Source organism: Flavisolibacter ginsengiterrae DSM 18136 (assembly GCF_059568575.1).
This window is the reverse complement of record NZ_JCANTR010000003.1, coordinates 140,155-157,724: the sequence shown is the minus strand read 5'-3', so window position 1 is coordinate 157,724 and position 17,570 is coordinate 140,155. Positions and strand designations below refer to the sequence as shown.

General features: G+C 35.2%; 16 protein-coding genes. 8 read left to right on the top strand and 8 right to left on the bottom strand.

The window, feature by feature from the left end; all coding sequences use genetic code 11:
* Positions 1-102: 102 nt before the first annotated feature.
* The 3 genes from BP74_RS04485 to BP74_RS04475 form a co-directional block, all read right to left on the bottom strand.
* A complete protein-coding gene (locus tag BP74_RS04485) occupies positions 103-1,356 on the bottom strand; it encodes an outer membrane beta-barrel protein (RefSeq protein ID WP_496371490.1) in 1,254 nt (417 codons plus the stop codon).
* Between the two features lie 8 nt (positions 1,357-1,364).
* Positions 1,365-1,940, bottom strand: coding sequence for an RNA polymerase sigma factor (locus BP74_RS04480; protein ID WP_496371488.1), 576 nt, complete (start codon positions 1,938-1,940; stop codon positions 1,365-1,367).
* Between the two features lie 130 nt (positions 1,941-2,070).
* Positions 2,071-3,057 carry a LuxE/PaaK family acyltransferase gene (locus tag BP74_RS04475; protein WP_496371486.1) on the bottom strand — a complete coding sequence of 329 codons (987 nt, stop codon included), beginning with the start codon at positions 3,055-3,057 and terminating at the stop codon, positions 2,071-2,073.
* A 48-nt stretch (positions 3,058-3,105) separates the two neighbouring features.
* Between BP74_RS04475 and BP74_RS04470 the strand changes: the two genes are divergently transcribed.
* From BP74_RS04470 to BP74_RS04445, 6 genes are all read left to right on the top strand, one after another.
* Entirely contained in the window at positions 3,106-3,576 is a 471-nt protein-coding gene (locus tag BP74_RS04470) for a hypothetical protein (RefSeq protein ID WP_496371484.1), read from the top strand.
* 96 nt (positions 3,577-3,672) lie between these two features.
* On the top strand, positions 3,673-4,428 hold the full coding sequence (locus BP74_RS04465) for a UbiA prenyltransferase family protein (RefSeq protein ID WP_496371482.1): 756 nt from the start codon (positions 3,673-3,675) through the stop codon (positions 4,426-4,428).
* A 9-nt stretch (positions 4,429-4,437) separates the two neighbouring features.
* Positions 4,438-5,544 (top strand): M42 family metallopeptidase, encoded by a 1,107-nt coding sequence (locus BP74_RS04460; protein WP_496371480.1) that lies wholly within the window; start codon positions 4,438-4,440, stop codon positions 5,542-5,544.
* Positions 5,545-5,704: 160 nt separating this feature from the next.
* Complete coding sequence (locus BP74_RS04455) at positions 5,705-7,084, top strand: class I SAM-dependent methyltransferase (protein ID WP_496371478.1); 1,380 nt, start codon at positions 5,705-5,707, stop codon at positions 7,082-7,084.
* Entirely contained in the window at positions 7,074-8,549 is a 1,476-nt protein-coding gene (locus BP74_RS04450) for a sulfatase-like hydrolase/transferase (protein WP_496371476.1), read from the top strand. The genes BP74_RS04455 and BP74_RS04450 overlap by 11 nt, the downstream gene beginning before the upstream one ends.
* Positions 8,550-8,558: 9 nt before the next feature.
* Positions 8,559-9,182 (top strand): PIG-L deacetylase family protein, encoded by a 624-nt coding sequence (locus BP74_RS04445; RefSeq protein ID WP_496371474.1) that lies wholly within the window; start codon positions 8,559-8,561, stop codon positions 9,180-9,182.
* 4 nt (positions 9,183-9,186) lie between these two features.
* On the opposite strand, the gene porQ is transcribed toward BP74_RS04445, so the two are convergent.
* The 5 genes from porQ to BP74_RS04420 form a co-directional block, all read right to left on the bottom strand.
* Positions 9,187-10,218, bottom strand: coding sequence for a type IX secretion system protein PorQ (porQ, locus tag BP74_RS04440; RefSeq protein WP_496371472.1), 1,032 nt, complete (start codon positions 10,216-10,218; stop codon positions 9,187-9,189).
* A gap of 34 nt (positions 10,219-10,252) precedes the next feature.
* A complete protein-coding gene (gene lon, locus BP74_RS04435; RefSeq protein ID WP_496371470.1) occupies positions 10,253-12,649 on the bottom strand; it encodes an endopeptidase La in 2,397 nt (798 codons plus the stop codon).
* 173 nt (positions 12,650-12,822) lie between these two features.
* Positions 12,823-13,410 carry a porin family protein gene (locus BP74_RS04430; RefSeq protein ID WP_496371468.1) on the bottom strand — a complete coding sequence of 196 codons (588 nt, stop codon included), beginning with the start codon at positions 13,408-13,410 and terminating at the stop codon, positions 12,823-12,825.
* 78 nt (positions 13,411-13,488) lie between these two features.
* On the bottom strand, positions 13,489-14,496 hold the full coding sequence (locus tag BP74_RS04425; RefSeq protein WP_496371466.1) for a hypothetical protein: 1,008 nt from the start codon (positions 14,494-14,496) through the stop codon (positions 13,489-13,491).
* 104 nt (positions 14,497-14,600) lie between these two features.
* Complete coding sequence (locus BP74_RS04420) at positions 14,601-15,845, bottom strand: metallophosphoesterase (RefSeq protein ID WP_496371464.1); 1,245 nt, start codon at positions 15,843-15,845, stop codon at positions 14,601-14,603.
* 121 nt (positions 15,846-15,966) lie between these two features.
* On the opposite strand from BP74_RS04420, the gene BP74_RS04415 reads away from it, so the two are divergent.
* Positions 15,967-16,647 (top strand): metal-dependent hydrolase, encoded by a 681-nt coding sequence (locus BP74_RS04415; protein WP_496371462.1) that lies wholly within the window; start codon positions 15,967-15,969, stop codon positions 16,645-16,647.
* A gap of 15 nt (positions 16,648-16,662) precedes the next feature.
* On the top strand, positions 16,663-17,466 hold the full coding sequence (locus tag BP74_RS04410) for a ParA family protein (RefSeq protein WP_496371460.1): 804 nt from the start codon (positions 16,663-16,665) through the stop codon (positions 17,464-17,466).
* The last annotated feature ends 104 nt before the right edge of the window (positions 17,467-17,570 follow it).

The following is a 17,570-nucleotide window of genomic DNA, read 5'->3' as shown; positions in this document are numbered from 1 at the left end:
TTTTTGGTTATGGTATTTACTTAAACACCCGTAAATCACTCAAATATTAATAAGGAATTCTACGAAAGCGATAGCGTACATCTACGCCAGGTGGGTAGATAATTAAAATATTGATTTAGTAACACCTATCTGTATGCCTGCACTTTGTAATGAAATAGACCCTACCCCAACCCCTTTAACTGGAATTTTTATATAAGGTTCTACCCTCAGATCTAATGTTTTATTGATAGGATTTGTGAACCCGGCAGATAATGTTATCACTGAAAAGAAATGCTTTGATGCATTATTATAAGATCTGTATTTATCATAAGTCTGACCTGTGGCAATGTAAGAGTAAGTATAATCATAATTCTCCTTTTTCATAAAATAAGAAGATAAACCCAGCGTGGAGAACCACACCTTATTCTTTGAACTTTTAAAATTATAATGTGCCTGCAATGGTATTTCCCACATACTGCAATTTCCATCCAGGGAATTGATTTTTGTTCCCGGAAGTATATACATTTTGGCCGTATTTAAATATTGCCCCTCACTGTAATAATATTTTTTATCATGAAACAAACCAGACTCAATACTCCATTTGTCATTTAATTTATACCCAAGCAGCAGTCCAAAAGAATAACCTGCATTGCTCACCTTTTGAAACTTGATACTTGTGGCATCAATGCCACCCATAATTGCTGCATAGATCTTTGTATGTTTTTCATTTGGCTTTTCCAATAACTTAGACTCTTTTTCTTTAACAATGGGATCACGAAATATTGAAGGCAAATTCACAGCAGGCAAAGGATAAATGTTAGCTAATACAAAAGACTGATTATCTTTTACGATTGCTTTCTTCAATTCTTCATGATTTTTTGCCTGTATTTCACTCTCTTCTATATTTGATTGTTTATTATTTTCCAGGATTATCCCCATCTGCTTGGAAACATGAATGGTGTTCGTTCTTAATTTATCTGTTTTTATATTACTGTAATTGGAATTAGATATTGATCTGACCTGATCGATGTAATTATCTATTGGACTATTTATACTTCCCTGATGTATCCTACTTACATTTTTTTGATCTCTGTTTAAATCATTCGCAGTAGCAACGGATCCTTTTTCGTTCTTTGAAATATTAACTGATCCATTTTGATCAGTATTTAACAATACTGGTGAACCAGCATTAAAAATGTGGTTGCACACAAAGCTTAAAGGAAGTAATAGCAATAGCCATAAAAACCTACGGTCCCTGAAAACATTATCTTTAGTTTTTCCAGGTTTTATTTCAAGTTCTGCAGCTATCTTATCCCAATCCGCACTCTTCGTGTCAAGAGGATAATTCTCAGCAGCCCTTCGAAACAGATCATCCATATCGTCATTTACATATTGCATGCTTCAATCTGCTCATCGTTGTTTTTAATTATCTTTTGTAAAATAACTCTTGCTTTGGAAAGGTTGGATTTTGATGTGCCTACAGAAATACCCAGGCTATTGGCAATCTCCTGGTGTGTAAGTCCGTCAATAACATACATATTAAAAACAGTCCTGTATGAAGGGGGTAACTTTTTTATTTGTTTGATCAATTCTTTATATAATAACGCCTGGTCGGCCCCCTGGGATTTATCTTCATGCATCCATATGCTTTCTGAGATATCTCCTATTTCGGGTAAGAAATTGTTTTTTCGCAGTTCATCAATGGCGGTATTGATCATAATGGTCCTCATCCATCCCATAAGCATCATTTCTGCATGTTCATTGGATTTATACTGAAAACGGGAAAAGCTCCTGAATATCTTTACAAATCCATCATTTACAATGTCCACAGCCCTGTCATACCGGTAGATATACCGGAATACAATCTTCAGGCAATAACCAAAATATTTTTCATAAAGCCATTTCTGGTCTCTTGAATTATTTTGGCTACAACCTTGTATAATGGTGAGCAGTGGTTCCAAACTCTATAGATTAACTGGTAAATACGGTAATCAGGGGGTATTGGTTGCTTTACATTAAAATCTTCTATAAATGTAATATTTCCAACCTATTTAGCCTAAAAGCTAATAAATTGGGAAATTCTAAGCTATCTTATATGGTAAGCAAACTACAACCCCTGATATCAGTATTATCCATCCTTCCCATTACTTCAAAATTTCCATTGGCGTAAAGTCTGCCTATATCCTCCGTGGCAATAAAACAGCAGGAATAAATATTAGCAAGGTCAATAACGTTAATCGCACCGGAAGTTATTTTGCCTGATGCTTTTATACTAAGAGGATCAGTTTCATCCCTGACAAGGATTTTCATCCATGGTGGAGACTGGAAAATGCCGTTGATTGAATAAGCCTGGGAAAGCAATTCTGTCATTCCATATTCTGAATGGATATTCGCAACCTTAAAAGCTTTTCGAAGTTCTGTATTTAATTCCTCTCTAGTCAATTCTCTTCCTCTACCTTTCATACCCCCGGTTTCTATAATAATTAAATTATCAAAGTTGCCAGGATACTTCTCGGCAAACTCTAAAAGCGCATAGGTTACACCAAACAAAATTGCCTTCTTTTTATCTTTTTTTAACCCCTCCAATGTTTGGAAAAGACTTGCCAGGTCATATAAATAAAATCCACTTTCTAAATAGTTGCTTTGTTCAATGAGATTATTAACCATATAAACTAATGAAGAATTGCCTTTTTCCAGGTATGATGGCAACAAGCCGAGAATAGCATATTGTTGAGTTTTTCCATAAAAGAACTCAAAGCACCGGTTAAAACTATTTTCGTAAATGACTCGTTTTTTTACATAATGGTAGCTGCTATTTAGTCCCGTGGTTCCACTGCTTTGAAAAACCAGCTCTGGCTCAAAAACTGTGGTTGTTATTATATGGCTTTTGAAAAGACCTATGGGCAGAAACGGTATCTGGGATATGTTAGTAACAACATCAGGGGTTTTACCAAGTATAGTACAATATCTCCCGTAAACCTGGTTGTTATTAAATTGATAACGGTATAGATTCAATGCAATAGTTTCAAAGGCCTTTTCGTTGTTTATAGCAAATACCATTTTTTCTAAATCACACATTTTAGGTATTTCACTATCCATACTGTAAATTTGGTTTGTAGTTAAAATATGAAAAGAATAATTGCTTTTACCTTATTAGCGGCAGTAATACTTGCCTGCAACAAAGATAAATTTCAAACAAAACCCCAGATAAAAATAAAAACTGTTACCCCGGATGTTGTCCCTGTGAATGGAACGTTGAGTGTAATTCTGCAGTTTACGGATAAGGAGGGAGATGTTAGTGATTCAATTATTGTAGTCAGGGAAAGGACCAATCAAAAATCACCCATTATACCAGCTATGATCAAAACCCCTATTCCTTCATTTCCAAATACTACAGAAGGAGAGATACAGGTTTTTATGCCCTATCAAACAAGCCAGACAGCTCTTATAGCAGGCATTCCGGCAATTCCAATTCCTGGCACAGGTAACCCTCCTGAAAAAGAGCCAGACACTTTAAGTCTGAAATTTGTAGTCAGAGATAAGGCCGGAAATAAAAGCGATACTGCACAAACAAGCGTTATAGTAATCAGGCAATAATTGATAAGCATATTAAAAAAGGCGTTTGATTTCTTTGTTTTCAGCAGTTTGTTTATTGCTTTTTGCGCCATATTCATGGTTTATCAAACTGATCTATTGTTTGACCTACAACCATCAATTCGCATCCTGGGTTTTGTATTCTCAGGAACGGTTTGCAGCTATAATTTTCACTGGTATCTTACGCCTCCAAATATAGGAGGACCCACAGAAAAAGTAGTGTGGAATATCAGGAATAAACAACTTCACCTCGGCCTTTTTTTTATTGGTTTGATAGGTTCCGCAATCTTCTCTATTTTATTGATACATCAATGGTTCTGGCTGGGTGTAACAGCCTTCGTAACTTTTCTATATTCTGCACCTAAAATTCCTCATCCGTTTTTTATCCACCTCAGAAAAATTGCAGTAGGAAAAACTATTTTTCTAGCTTTTTCCTGGACACATGTTACAGCGCTTTTGCCAATGGTTATTCATAACCCTGTTTTATCAGATGCGCAAATATGGTTTGTTGTTAACAGATTCTTTTTTATTTATGCCATTTGCATATTATTTGATTACAGAGACAGAGAGTCAGATAAAAAGGATCAAATCCGATCGTTGATCACCATGTTAAATGAAAAAGGTATTGATATACTATTTTGGGGGACAATGGCTGTGTTTTTTATAACACTGTTACTTTTAATACCGTTAATGGATATTGGTCTCATTGGCGCATTAGCTATACCTGGTCTATTACTTTGTTTTCTGTATTATCCGTCTAAAAATACTTCCTCGGATTACCTATATTATTTTGTTTTGGATGGTTTTATGATGTTATCAGCTCCTTTGGTGGTTTTAGTTAAATTTGTCCGATAAATTTTAAGCATGGCAAAAACTGTAAAAAAAAGCAAGTCTATTCTCACAGAAAAATCACTGCAGTTTTTTAGGAATTATATTAATACCCCCTCCCCTGTGGGTTTTGAATATACAGGGCAAAAACTTTGGATTGACTATATAAAACCTTATGTTGATGATATAATCACTGATCCATATGGTTCCGCTGTAGGTGTGATCAATCCTGCTAATCCATTTAAAGTTGTATTAGAAGCTCACGTTGATGAAATAAGTTGGTTTGTAAATTATGTAACCAATGAAGGACTGATGTACCTTAAGCGAAATGGAGGTGTGGATCACCAGATTGCACCAGGACAAAGAGTTTGGATCCATGGTAAAAATGGCCCGGTTAAGGCTGTATTTGGTTGGCCTGCAATACATACAAGGATCGGTAATTCTGATAAAGAACCAGTGCCAAAAGTTGAAAACCTTTTCCTGGACTGTGGAGCCAGGAATAAGAAAGAAATTGAAGACCTGGGAATTCATGTTGGATCGGTAGTTACCTACCAGGATGGTTTTGACGAATTAGCTTATGATTATTTCATAGGACGTGCATTTGACAATCGTATAGGAGGCTTTATGATAGCTGAAGTTGCCCGCTTATTAAAGGAGAACAAGCAGAAACTTCCTTTCGGATTATATATAGTAAATGCAGTACAGGAAGAAATTGGACTTAGAGGTGCAGAAATGATGGCCCGCCGAATCAAACCCAATATTGCCATTATTACGGATGTAACCCATGACACCGGAACGCCTATGATCAATAAAATGGTAGAAGGTGATACGAGTTGCGGAAAGGGACCATCGCTGTCTTATGGACCCGCTGTGCATAATAAATTATTGCAACTGGTAGAAAGTGTGGCTCAAAAAGCAGATATCCCGGTGCAACTAAGGGCTGTATCAAGGAGCACAGGTACTGATACTGATTCTTTTGCCTATGCAAATGATGGCTGTCCTTCTGTTTTAATATCAATTCCTTTGCGTTATATGCATACAACTGTTGAAATGCTACATAAAAATGATGTAGAACAAACAATTCGTCTTATGTATGAAACGGCATTATCTTTAGGCCCAAAAACAAACCTTAGTTATTTCTAATGCTTTTTTACCTACTTTATATTGATCCCGGCAGCGGAAGTTACCTTGTGCAGGCTATAATAGCTGCAGTTTTAGGAGTCGCTTTTTTCTTTAAAAACATACTGACATATATCAGGCACTGGTGGTATAAATTATTTAGAAAGAAAACGAAAACACCTTAATGTCCCGTGTCAAACTGCACCCTGCTTCTTTTAGGGATCCTTCCGGTTACATTTTCAGATCTGGTAATGGCATATTATACCGACAGGTTAACAAAATCTTCCAGGCTGATTTCGACGAGTTCACATCTTGTGGGCTCTATAATGATCTTGTTACGAATAAAATTCTTATTTCCCACCAGCAAATCAATGAAAACCTTACAGGTTCAGAAGATTACTATACAACCCTTAAACCTATTGTAATTCCTTTTATAAGCTATCCGTATGAATGGAGTTTTGACATGCTTAAGGAAGCTGCATTGTTAACCTTACAGGCTGCAAAGGAAGCAATGAAATATAACATGATGCTTAAAGATGCTTCAGGTTATAATGTTCAATGGTTTGATGGTAAAATGATCTTTATAGATACTTTATCTTTTGAAAAATGGGATGCTACAAAACCCTGGGTGGCTTACAGGCAATTTTGTGAACACTATTTGGCTCCGCTGGCGTTAATGCATTATCTCCAAATACCCCTGCAAAACCTGTTGCTATCGTATCCGGAAGGCATTCCTCTATCACTTGTAAAAAAATTACTTCCTTTCAAAAGCAGGTTCAATTTAAATACTTACCTGCATTTACATTTACATGCAGCTTATTCCTTAAAACCATCCACCCAATCTGATAAAAAAATAGTTTTTTCTAAAACCAAACAGGAAAACTTATTAAAAAGCCTGGAACAAACTATCCAATCTTTTTCGCTAAATGCAACTTCAGGGGTTTGGTCGGGGTATTATAATGAAGCAAGAGAAAGAGAAGATTACCTGATAGAAAAGAAGAATATAATTCAAAACTGGCTTTCCTCCTTATCTATACATTCTGCCATTGATATTGGAGCGAATGAGGGAGAGTTTTCACTACTCCTTGCCGAAAATAATATTTCCACAATAAGCGTAGATTTCGATCATTATTCAATTAATCAACTATACAGGAAGATTAAGAAAAGTAATGTTTTAAACTGCACCCCACTAATTATTGATTTCAGTAATCCTTCTCCTGGTATTGGTCTAAATAACGAAGAGCATAGTTCATTTTTGGAAAGAATCAAAGTTGATTTAGTAATGGCTTTGGCTGTGGTTCACCATCTTGCGATAGGGAAAAATATTCCATTTGAAAAAATTGCCAAGATCTTATCAGCGATGGGCAAATACCTGATTATCGAATTTGTTCCAAAAGAAGATGAAAAAGTTGAGTTGATGCTCAATAGTGGTGTCCGCATATATCATGAATACAGTGAAGATAAATTCCTTAGATCTTTTGGAGACTATTTCTTTATTTTAAAAAAGGAGTATATATCTGATACAAAAAGGACAATATATTTAATGCGTAAACATGAAATATAAATCAGGGGTGCTGTCGTTTAGATATGAATACTATTTAATCCTTTTACCTCTCTTTTTTGTATTTCATGGATTTAATAATAATACGTCGGTAGTCCTGATAAAAGACGCTTTACTTTTATTATTGAAATATTGGATTTGGTTCTTATTGATTTTATTAGTTGTTTCAAAAGCATTAAAAAGCTCAGAAAAAGGATCAGTATTTACAGGATTTTTAATGTTTATTTTCTTTTTTTTTGGATGGGCTCATGATTTTCTAAAAACATACTTTCAAAATGCTATAATAACCCGGTATTCTATTCTTCTCCCACTCATAATAATTCTTATAGCTATAGTATATAAGGTAATCAAAAAAACAAATTACAGTTTTCATAGAATATTAGTTTATTTAAATGTATTGCTAGCAATTTTCATTGCTTTAGAACTTGGCTATGTATTGAAAAGTATAGGACAACAAAATGGAAACAGTCAAATCAAGTATAAACAAATAACTAAGAGTGGTCAAAAACCAGATGTTTATTTTATTATAGCAGATGGCTATTCGGGGCAAAATTCTTTGAATGATGTCCTGATGTTTGACAATTCAAAATTTTTAAATCAGCTCAGATTAAGAGGATTTCATATTGTTTCCAACTCAAAAAGCAATTACAACCTTACCCCCTATTCATTAGCGTCTACATTAAAAATGAATTACTTAGATTTAAACAGTATAAAGGAGAATCCGAAAGACCTTAATTATTGTTTTAAAAACATTAATTCAAATCCAGTCATAGATTTTTTCAAGGAATTGAATTACAAAATTTACAATTTTTCCATTTTCCGTTTTGACAACATACCCCCTTTGGAGAATTCGCAATTTTTTGAAGTTGGCCCTGGGATCATAAATTCACAAACATTATTGGGAAGAATCAAGAGAGATATTGCTTTCAACCTCATTACTAAATATAAATTTGAGTGGGCTATGAGGTTTGTCGTAGAAAAAGAAGTACAAAAAACAGAGCATTTATATCAAGAAACGCTTGAAATTTCCAACACAAATTCAAGCCTACCGAAATTTATATACACACACTTAATGATGCCACATTATCCTTATTATCTGGATAGTGCAGGAAATTTCAATTATTATAATTCCATTACGGAAGAAAACTGGTCTTCTAAACAAAATTATCTTGGATACTTACAATATTGTAATGATAAACTAATTAAGCTGGTTGATCATATATTGCTAAACTCAGTTAAGCCTCCTATTATTCTACTGATGGGTGACCATGGTTTTAGAGAATTTTCTTCAAAAGAAGAATTCAGGAAGTATTACTTTATGAACCTCAATGCTATTCTTTTGCCAAATAAAAACTATTCCTGTTTTAAGGAGGAAATTTCTAACGTCAATGAATTCAGATGCTTACTGAATTCAGGATTTAATCAAAATTTTAAATTGGTATCTGACACGACTTTTTTTATAAATTAATGGCAATTAATGCAAAATCATAACATACTAATTCTCGCCCCTCATACAGATGATGGTGAACTTGGATGCGGAGCCTCCATAGCAAAGTTTATCATAGAAGGAAGAAAAGTAACTTATATTGCATTTTCTACCTGTTCTCAATCTTTGCCAGACAATCTTCCTTCGGATACGCTTCAAAATGAATGCATCGCAGCGACAAATTTCCTAGGTATTAAGGATGTTCGATTTTTTGACTTCCAGGTTAGGAAATTATTAGTAAACAGGCAAGAAATCTTAGAAGAGCTTATAAAAATAAATGCAGAACTTCAGCCTGATACTGTTTATTTGCCGGCAGAGCATGATATTCACCAGGATCACCAGGTAATTTATTCTGAAGGATTTCGAGCGTTTAAAAACTCCAATATCTTTGGCTATGAATTACCGTGGAATAATTTTAAATTTTCCCCGATTTATTTTGAAAGAATTAGTGAAGATCAGCTTTCAGCAAAACAATCTGCTTTAAAAGAATATAAATCCCAGGCACATCGTAAATACATGGATCCTGATTTTCAAAAGTCACTAGCTATTGTAAGGGGGATACAATCAAACACTTTGTATGCTGAAGCGTTTGAAATATATCATTTAGTAAATTAGACTTCTACAATTTTCCCGTCGAAAAAAAAGAATTCATTCCAAGATTTATTCCAATTTGGTTTAGTGTTACATTTCTTTGATATACGGACCTCGCATATAACACTTGCAAATTTTGAAATGATATTTTTAATCCAGTAGAAAATCCGTTTAAACCATTACCTGATAATCCCATATTTAATTCCATCCGGCGCAAATGGTTATAACCAACAATTGCTTCCAAATTCTTACTTAAATAAATATGACCGGCTACAACGAAATGATTTAGAATATTATTTATGGTCGTGTGGTTTTCAGGATTTCCATTTTCGATATTAAATACAGTATCATTGTAGGTTAGGTCAAATTTATTTATGTGATATCCTGTTAGCGATATCCCCAACGGTGCATTTTGCAGTCGTTTGGTTATCCCAACCTGGATGTCGAATGGCAGGTCTTCATTTTCTCCGCCAAAATTTTTAACCTGAAAACCCATATTTTTTGCGAGCAGAGAAGCTGAAAAATTATGAAGTGAATCTCTATATAACACCCCAACATCGAAAGCGATTCCACTTGCCTTGTATTGATTGTATATGGAATTTATTATTTTAAGGCTTACCCCATAACTCCAGTTTTCCAGGTAGGCCCTTGCTGCTTCGACTTGAATCACAAAATCTATTGGACGAAATTGCCCATATGACATCCCAGAAGCATCAGTTTGAATAATAGAGCCATAATTTATAAAGTTGATATGCCCGCCAAATGTTGTATTAGTTTTGCGATCATAGTATGCCCCGGTAGCACTATAAGATTTAACGCCTTTTAAAAAACTACTGAAACTTACTAACAACTGGGCGTTCACTGCAGGATTTAGTAAAGACGGATTATTAGCCGTAAGACCTACTTCGTTTGTTATATAAGATGCATTTATACTTCCCGCACCGGTAAGCACGGGATCTGATGACAGCTTTAAAAAATTAAAAGCAACTCTCCCCCCAATGGTTTGAGAATTTCCTGGCGTCCAGAATAAAATAAGTACTATTAATCCTATAAAGCGCAAAAAGGCACAATTATAATTGAAGTAACAAATATGATTATTCCTGTAACGCCAGGTCAATCACCTGGCTCATGGTCTTAACATAATGAAATCTAACGCCCTTAATGTATTCAGGATTGATCTCCTGCACATCCTTTTCATTTTGAGAACAGAGGATAATATCCTTTAAACCGGCTCTTTTTGCAGCCAGAACCTTTTCTTTTATTCCTCCTACTGGCAAGACTTGTCCACGTAATGTAATTTCACCTGTCATGCCAAGAAATGGTTTGATTTTTTTCCCTGTAAATGCTGAGGTCAAAGCTGTTAACATAGTCACCCCCGCACTCGGCCCATCTTTAGGTACAGCTCCTTCAGGAACATGAATATGCACCGTTTTCTTTTCTATCATTGCAGGGTCAACACCAAACTTTCTTGCATTAGCACTCAAATAGGATAAAGCTGTTGCTGCACTCTCTTTCATCACATTTCCCAGGTTTCCAGTCAATCTTAATTCAGGTTTACCATCACTTAAAGAGGCTTCTATAAATAGAATATCTCCACCAACATAGGTGTAAGCAAGTCCTACGGCAACTCCCGGAATATTTGCAGATTTATATATCTCATTGTTATACTTCGAGCGTCCCAATATCTTTTCAATATCCTCGATAGCAAGTGTTGCTTTTACCTTTCCTTTCATGGCTAATTGCCTGGCGAGGTTTCTCATGATGGCTGCCAACAACCGATCTAATTCCCTAACCCCACTTTCCCTTGTATAGTCCTGGATAATTTTTTCAAGTACCTTGTCAGATATCTTAAACCTGGTTGATTTCAGTCCATGCGCTTCCTTTTGTTTGGGTATAAGGTGTCGTTTAGCAATTTCAATCTTTTCTTCAACTGCATAACCACTCAATTCAATTATTTCCAATCTGTCACGTAAAGCAGGTTGAATCGTTTGCAGATTATTTGCTGTGGCAATAAACAATACCTTACTCAAATCATATTCAAGTTCGAGATAATTATCATAAAAAGAATGATTTTGTTCGGGATCTAAAACTTCTAAAAGAGCACTGCTGGGGTCTCCACGAAAATCACTTCCCACTTTATCGATTTCATCAAGAATCATTACTGGGTTTGATGACTGAATTTTACGGATATTTTGAACAATCCTACCTGGCATAGCACCTATATATGTCTTTCTATGACCCCTGATCTCACTTTCATCATGAATTCCACCAAGGCTTAGTCTTACATATTTTCTACCTATAGCGTTGGCAATACTTCTTCCAAGAGATGTTTTTCCAATTCCGGGAGGGCCATAAAAACATAAAATTGGGCTTTTCATATCGCCTTTTAGTTTTAATACGGCCAGGTATTCCAAAATACGTTCTTTAATTTTCTGCATACCATAATGGTCATGATCAAGAATTTCTTTTGCTTTATCCAAATCATAAACATCCTGCGTATAATCCAGCCATGGCAGATCCAGCAACAGATCTAAATGATTATATACTACGGAATAATCGGGCGTACTTGGATGCATTCTTTCAAGCTTCTCTATTCCCTTCCTAAAGGTTTCCTTTGCAGTATCCGGCCATTTTTTACCCTCTGCCCTCTTTTGTAATTCCTTTATTTCTCTTTCGTTGGGATCTCCGCCTAATTCTTCTTTTATACTTTTTAATTGTTGCTGCAGAAAATACTCTCTTTGCTGCTTATCAATTTCGGCCCTGGTTTTATTAGTAACCTTATTCTTTAATTCAGCAAACTGAAGCTCTTTTTGTAAAAACTGCATTAAAAGATCAGCTCTTTCCCTAATATTATTAAGCTCTAATATTTTTTGCTTTTCCCTAATATCAATTGTTAGGTTACTTGAAACAAAGTGAATCAGGAAAGATGGGTTTTCTATATTTTTTAATATTACTGATGCTTCTGTAGGAATATTTGGAGATAATTGAATTATTTCTGTTGCCAGGTCTTTGATATTTGAAACATAGGCTTCAAAATCTGGATCTTTAGGAGGTTCCTCTTCAAATATCAGGTTAATATTTGCCTTAAAGTAGGGTTCTTCCATAATAACTGAATCAATGGCAAATCGGCTTTTTCCCTGGATGATAATTGTTGTGCCACCATCAGGCATTTTTATTTGCTTCACAATCTTAGCTACTGTTCCAACATTCTCAAGATCTTTAGCTGTTGGATCTTCAACACTACTATCTTTTTGAGCTACAACTCCTATCAATTTATGCGTTTTATAAGCATCAGTAACAGCTTTTATGCTTTTATCCCTGCCAACTGTGATAGGTAAAACAACACCTGGAAACAAGACCGTATTGCGCAAAGGCAATAAACTCAATTCTGAGGGTATGTCAATCTTTTCATTTGCTTCAGCATCTGTCTCATTAAGAGGTATGATGGGAATAAAATCCATCTCTTCTTCCGACTTCAAATTAAAGTTCACTCGCGATAATTTATTAATTATGACCAATTCCTGATTTTCCAGGCAAGACTGCAAATTTACATAAGGAATTGATGGTGTTCAAGTATTATACATCTTCATTCTCTTAGGACACAGTCGTTAAAACGAAAAATCCCTCTTTAAGAGGGATTTTCAGAAAATAAGTTTATATGAATTTATAAGGCTATTCCAAGTGAAAGCTGGTATCCCTGGTTATTCCATTTATTTTGATCTCCGACATCACTGATATTATTTAATCCAACAAAATACCTGCCTGTCAGACGAAGTTTGCTAATATTGATCTGGGCTCCTCCAGTCAAAGAAAAATCTCCGGATTTAAACGCTTCCTTACCATTTTCCAGTAAGTTTTTGTCCTGTGATATCAGGATTCCAAATTGCGGACCTGCCTGTAGGGATAAGATATTTCCTAACTTATAATTTAATAAAATAGGAATTGTCAGGTAGTTCAACTTTACATCTTTATAATTACTAAAATTGGTTGCATTTTGATAGACGTTTTTAAAACTACTGTCAGCACGGGTTTGATACTGGTTGAATAAAACTTCAGGTTGAATACCTAACCTCCCACCCAATCCAATATCTGCAAATCCACCTAAATGATATCCATAACGAAATTCATCCCGAAAGGCTTTGCCTTCTACTTTAGTAATGTTTGTTCCGCCTTTAATACCAACTGTAAATTGTGCAAAAGCAGCCTGTGCAAAAAAAATGCAAGCAGACAGGACAAAAAATTTAGTTTTCATAACAATTGTTTGATAAGATTGTTAGAAGCCAAGATTGATGCCATGTAAAATCTGTGAATGTTAAATAAAATCAAACAACTAAAAAATTACCCCTGCATTTAATAAGAAGGCAGTTCCTAAATTTCCATCCTTTGCCGGGAAATAATAATCAACCATGAACTGGGGTTGGACAAAAAACTTACCTTTTGAATACTCTGTTTTGATAAACCCTGCCAGGGATAATGGTTGAAAATAATGGCTATCGTCGAGATAGGAGTTTTCTGAATTAAATAAAATATTTGCTCCTGTACCTTTTACTATTCCATAAGTGTCGCTGCTTTGATTGATACCAAACTTTTGGGTTCCACTGATAAAAGTTAACTGCGGAGTAACGCGGAAATATTCATTTTTTGATAGAACATTTAACCAGTAAAAATCATGTCTGAATGAGGCGGTGACACTAAGATCATTTATACTTTCCAGTGTATTGACCCTGGTATAACCTCTTCTTTTTAAACGTATAGAATTAATCAATTCTCTTCTTTCAGTATATGCTGACCGGCTTCCCCATCCATAATTCACTGATATAGTAGGCTTGACTGGCAAATCTCTATATGTAAAATAGATATTTGCACCATTTTGCAGGGGTGATGTGTAAAAAGGTAAATTGCCTTTTGTAATAAAATGTGTGAATGCAATCCCTGTAATGAATTTTCTGTTTTGTATATAATCGTAAGAACCTGTAATACTAAATTGATAAGGATTTACTTTCTGACCATCATTTATAATACTTACGGAACCTGTAATTCCTAATCCTGATTTAGAAAAATATGATACAGAAGGAGTTAATAAGAATTTCTTGATAGGTTCAGCAACATAACTTTCTTTCGAGGCATAGTTGAAATAACCTGAACTAAGACCAAAATTGACAAGTGCAAAGCTCCTGGGAACTGTTAATGAATCCAGGAAAACATCTAATTCATTAAATAATGCATCATAATCTGTAAAACTAGTATCAATTTCAGGCTGCCGGGCAGGTTTTTGACTAAAGGCCAGGCTAACCAAACAAAAATTACAAATAATCAGCATTAAAACCTTTCTGGGCATTACAGCAAATTTTGGTTCTTCAGTAGTAAATGGTATCCGATAGACATCTATAAGTAATATAAGTTTAAAACAATTTGTAACGATAAAAATATCATATTATTGAATCAGGCTAACTCAATCAAAGTGATTTCCGGTAAAATACCGACCCTTCCAGGATAACCTATAAACCCATATCCCGAGTTGACATACAGCTTTTGATTCCCAGCTACATATAGGCCCATCCATTGTTTATAAACATATTGTACAGGACTCCATTTGAACCAGGGAATTTCTATTCCAAACTGCATACCGTGAGTATGACCGGATAACATAAGATCTATATCACTATAATCGGGCCTAACTTCAGCATCCCAGTGTGTAGGATCATGGCTCATTAATATCTTAAAGGAGATATTTTCAGTGCCCTGGTATGCCTTTTTTAAATTGCCATATTTAGGAAATCGTTTCAAAGCACTCCAATTCTGGATTCCAATAAGCGCTATTTTCTCTTCCTCCTTTTCCAACAAAACATGTTCATCAAGCAGAAGAGTCCAACCCATCTCCTTATGAACCGCCTTTAACGCATCCAGGTTTTTTCTTTTCGCCTCAGCATCAGGCCAATTATAATAATCACCATAATCGTGGTTTCCCAATATAGAATATATACCCATTGGGGCATTTAACTGGTTAAATACAGTTTTGTACAACGCCATTTCATCCGCTGTATTATTCACGAGGTCCCCGGTGAATAGAATTAAGTCCGGATGTAAGGACAATACTTCCTTTACGCCTTTTTCTACAGCTTTCACATCAGTAAAGCTACCACTATGAATATCTGAGATTTGCACGATTCTAAGCCCCTTGAAAGATCCGGGAATGTTAGGGAATGCCAGTCTTATTCTTTTGATTTCATAATTATATTTATTAGAAAAACCATAAACAAGGGTTGAAAACAAAGTACCTCCAAATGCCAAACCAAACCAGCTTAAGAAAACGGAACGAGAAATGCGACCAGATTCCTGGATACCTTCTCCTTCAGTATTTCTAAAAAGTAATTTTGCCGCCAGCCATTGTATACCTCTACGCAGGTCATCTAATAAAAAAAATACAGAGGCGATTAATTTGCTCAGAAATATTCCAATAATTACGGCAAACAGCGTACTTCTTGTTGCCTTGGGGATGTTATCAAATAAGGGTAAAAGAAATAATATAAGTAAGGCTAAAACCGAGACTGACCAATAGGATGCAAATATTATGGTTTTTGCTTTTGTCCCGGAATTACTTGATAAAAGCCTAATGATCTGGAATACATAAAAATCAAGTAATAGCATCAGGCCGGCAAAAATGATCCAAAAGGGTGAGCTTCGCATATCCAGGTTTATAACATGCAAATAACTAAAGTTTTATAAATCAGATGCATTATCTTTCACATCACTTCTTTTTGGCATCTTTACCCGTATTTTTGCTAACATTGGGTAAAAGCATTATTTCATGAAATTGACTTATTATGGCCAATCTTGTTTTACTGTAGAGGTAGAAGGGAAATACCTGCTTTTCGACCCTTTTATAACTCCTAATGAACTGGCAAAACATATACATATTAACACTGTAAAGGCCGATTATATACTTGTTTCTCACGGTCATTCTGATCATATAGCTGATGGAATTTCTTTGGCAAACCATACAAATGCAACTGTTATAGGTTCTTTTGAAGTAATTAATTGGTTTTCAAGTCATGGAATCGAAAAAACCCATCCGATGAATATAGGAGGCCAGTGGAATTTTGATTTTGGCAGGGTAAAATGTACAAGTGCTATTCATTCTTCAGCTATGCCGGATGGTAGCTATGGAGGTAATCCTATGGGTTTTTTGATAACAGCAAATAATAAATCGTTTTACTATAGTGGTGACACATCCCTTACAATGGACATGCAGTTAGTGCAAAGATGGGCAAAACCAGACTTTGCAATCCTACCTATAGGAGACAATTTCACTATGGGCTATGAAGATGCTATTATTGCAGCCGAAATGATCCAGTGCAAAAATATCGTTGGGGTGCACTACGATACTTTTGGTTTTATTAAAATCGATCGTGAAAAAGTAAAAAGCTCTTTTGCTAATGCAGGGTTGAAATTATTTCTTCCTGCCATTGGAGAAAGTATTGAACTATAAAAATAAGTTGGATAAATGGCCAGAATTATTGGTGTTGCCAATCAAAAAGGTGGAGTGGGAAAAACCACTACCGCCATAAACTTAGCTGCCTCATTTGCTGTTCTTGAATACAAGACCTTATTGGTTGATGCAGATCCACAGGCTAATAGCACTACAGGAGTGGGATTTGATCTTCAAAATGTTACCCAAAGTCTATATGATTGCATGGTAAATAATGCTGAAGCCAGGGATGTTATATTAAAAACTGATATTCCTTACCTGGACCTCATCCCTTCACATATAGATCTTGTAGGCGCCGAAATTGAAATGATCAATTACCCTAACAGGGAAATGGTTTTAAAATTCATGATCGATGAAATAAAAAGCAATTATGATTTTATAATTATAGATTGTTCTCCTTCTCTTGGATTGATTACGGTTAATGCTCTTACAGCTGCCGATTCAGTTATTGTTCCAGTCCAATGTGAATTTTTCGCTCTCGAGGGATTAGGGAAACTGTTAAACACTATAAAGATTGTTCAAAGTCGTTTGAATACCTCTTTATTAATAGAAGGCATTTTGATGACTATGTACGACGGCAGGCTTAGGCTATGTAACCAGGTGGTTGCTGAAGTGAGAAGGCATTTTGAAGAACTCGTGTTTAGTACCATTATTCATAGAAATGCACGACTAAGTGAAGCGCCAAGTGTAGGAAAACCTGTAATTCTGTATGATGCAAATAGTAAAGGTTCAATGAATTACCTTAACCTGGCGAAAGAAATTCTTCAAAAAAATAATCTTACAAAAATTCCCCAGGAAGAAAGAACACTTGAATTGTAAGAAATAAATTGTAAATCACCCTCGAATACCCAATTACCAGATTCAGGTATTTCCATTTTAGGGGTTTTAATATCCTTAACAGTCGGGGAAATATCTTTGACAAT

What these genes read in the sequence shown, in the direction of transcription:
- BP74_RS04485 (WP_496371490.1), bottom strand. Translation starts at nt 1,356, where the DNA reads ATGGATGATCTGTTTCGAAGGGCTGCTGAGAATTATCCTCTTGACACG.
- BP74_RS04475 (WP_496371486.1), bottom strand. Translation starts at nt 3,057, where the DNA reads ATGTGTGATTTAGAAAAAATGGTATTTGCTATAAACAACGAAAAGGCC.
- BP74_RS04470 (WP_496371484.1), top strand. Translation starts at nt 3,106, where the DNA reads ATGAAAAGAATAATTGCTTTTACCTTATTAGCGGCAGTAATACTTGCC.
- BP74_RS04460 (WP_496371480.1), top strand. Translation starts at nt 4,438, where the DNA reads ATGGCAAAAACTGTAAAAAAAAGCAAGTCTATTCTCACAGAAAAATCA.
- BP74_RS04455 (WP_496371478.1), top strand. Translation starts at nt 5,705, where the DNA reads ATGTCCCGTGTCAAACTGCACCCTGCTTCTTTTAGGGATCCTTCCGGT.
- BP74_RS04450 (WP_496371476.1), top strand. Translation starts at nt 7,074, where the DNA reads ATGAAATATAAATCAGGGGTGCTGTCGTTTAGATATGAATACTATTTA.
- BP74_RS04445 (WP_496371474.1), top strand. Translation starts at nt 8,559, where the DNA reads ATGCAAAATCATAACATACTAATTCTCGCCCCTCATACAGATGATGGT.
- BP74_RS04430 (WP_496371468.1), bottom strand. Translation starts at nt 13,410, where the DNA reads ATGAAAACTAAATTTTTTGTCCTGTCTGCTTGCATTTTTTTTGCACAG.
- BP74_RS04425 (WP_496371466.1), bottom strand. Translation starts at nt 14,496, where the DNA reads ATGCCCAGAAAGGTTTTAATGCTGATTATTTGTAATTTTTGTTTGGTT.
- BP74_RS04420 (WP_496371464.1), bottom strand. Translation starts at nt 15,845, where the DNA reads ATGCGAAGCTCACCCTTTTGGATCATTTTTGCCGGCCTGATGCTATTA.
- BP74_RS04415 (WP_496371462.1), top strand. Translation starts at nt 15,967, where the DNA reads ATGAAATTGACTTATTATGGCCAATCTTGTTTTACTGTAGAGGTAGAA.
- BP74_RS04410 (WP_496371460.1), top strand. Translation starts at nt 16,663, where the DNA reads ATGGCCAGAATTATTGGTGTTGCCAATCAAAAAGGTGGAGTGGGAAAA.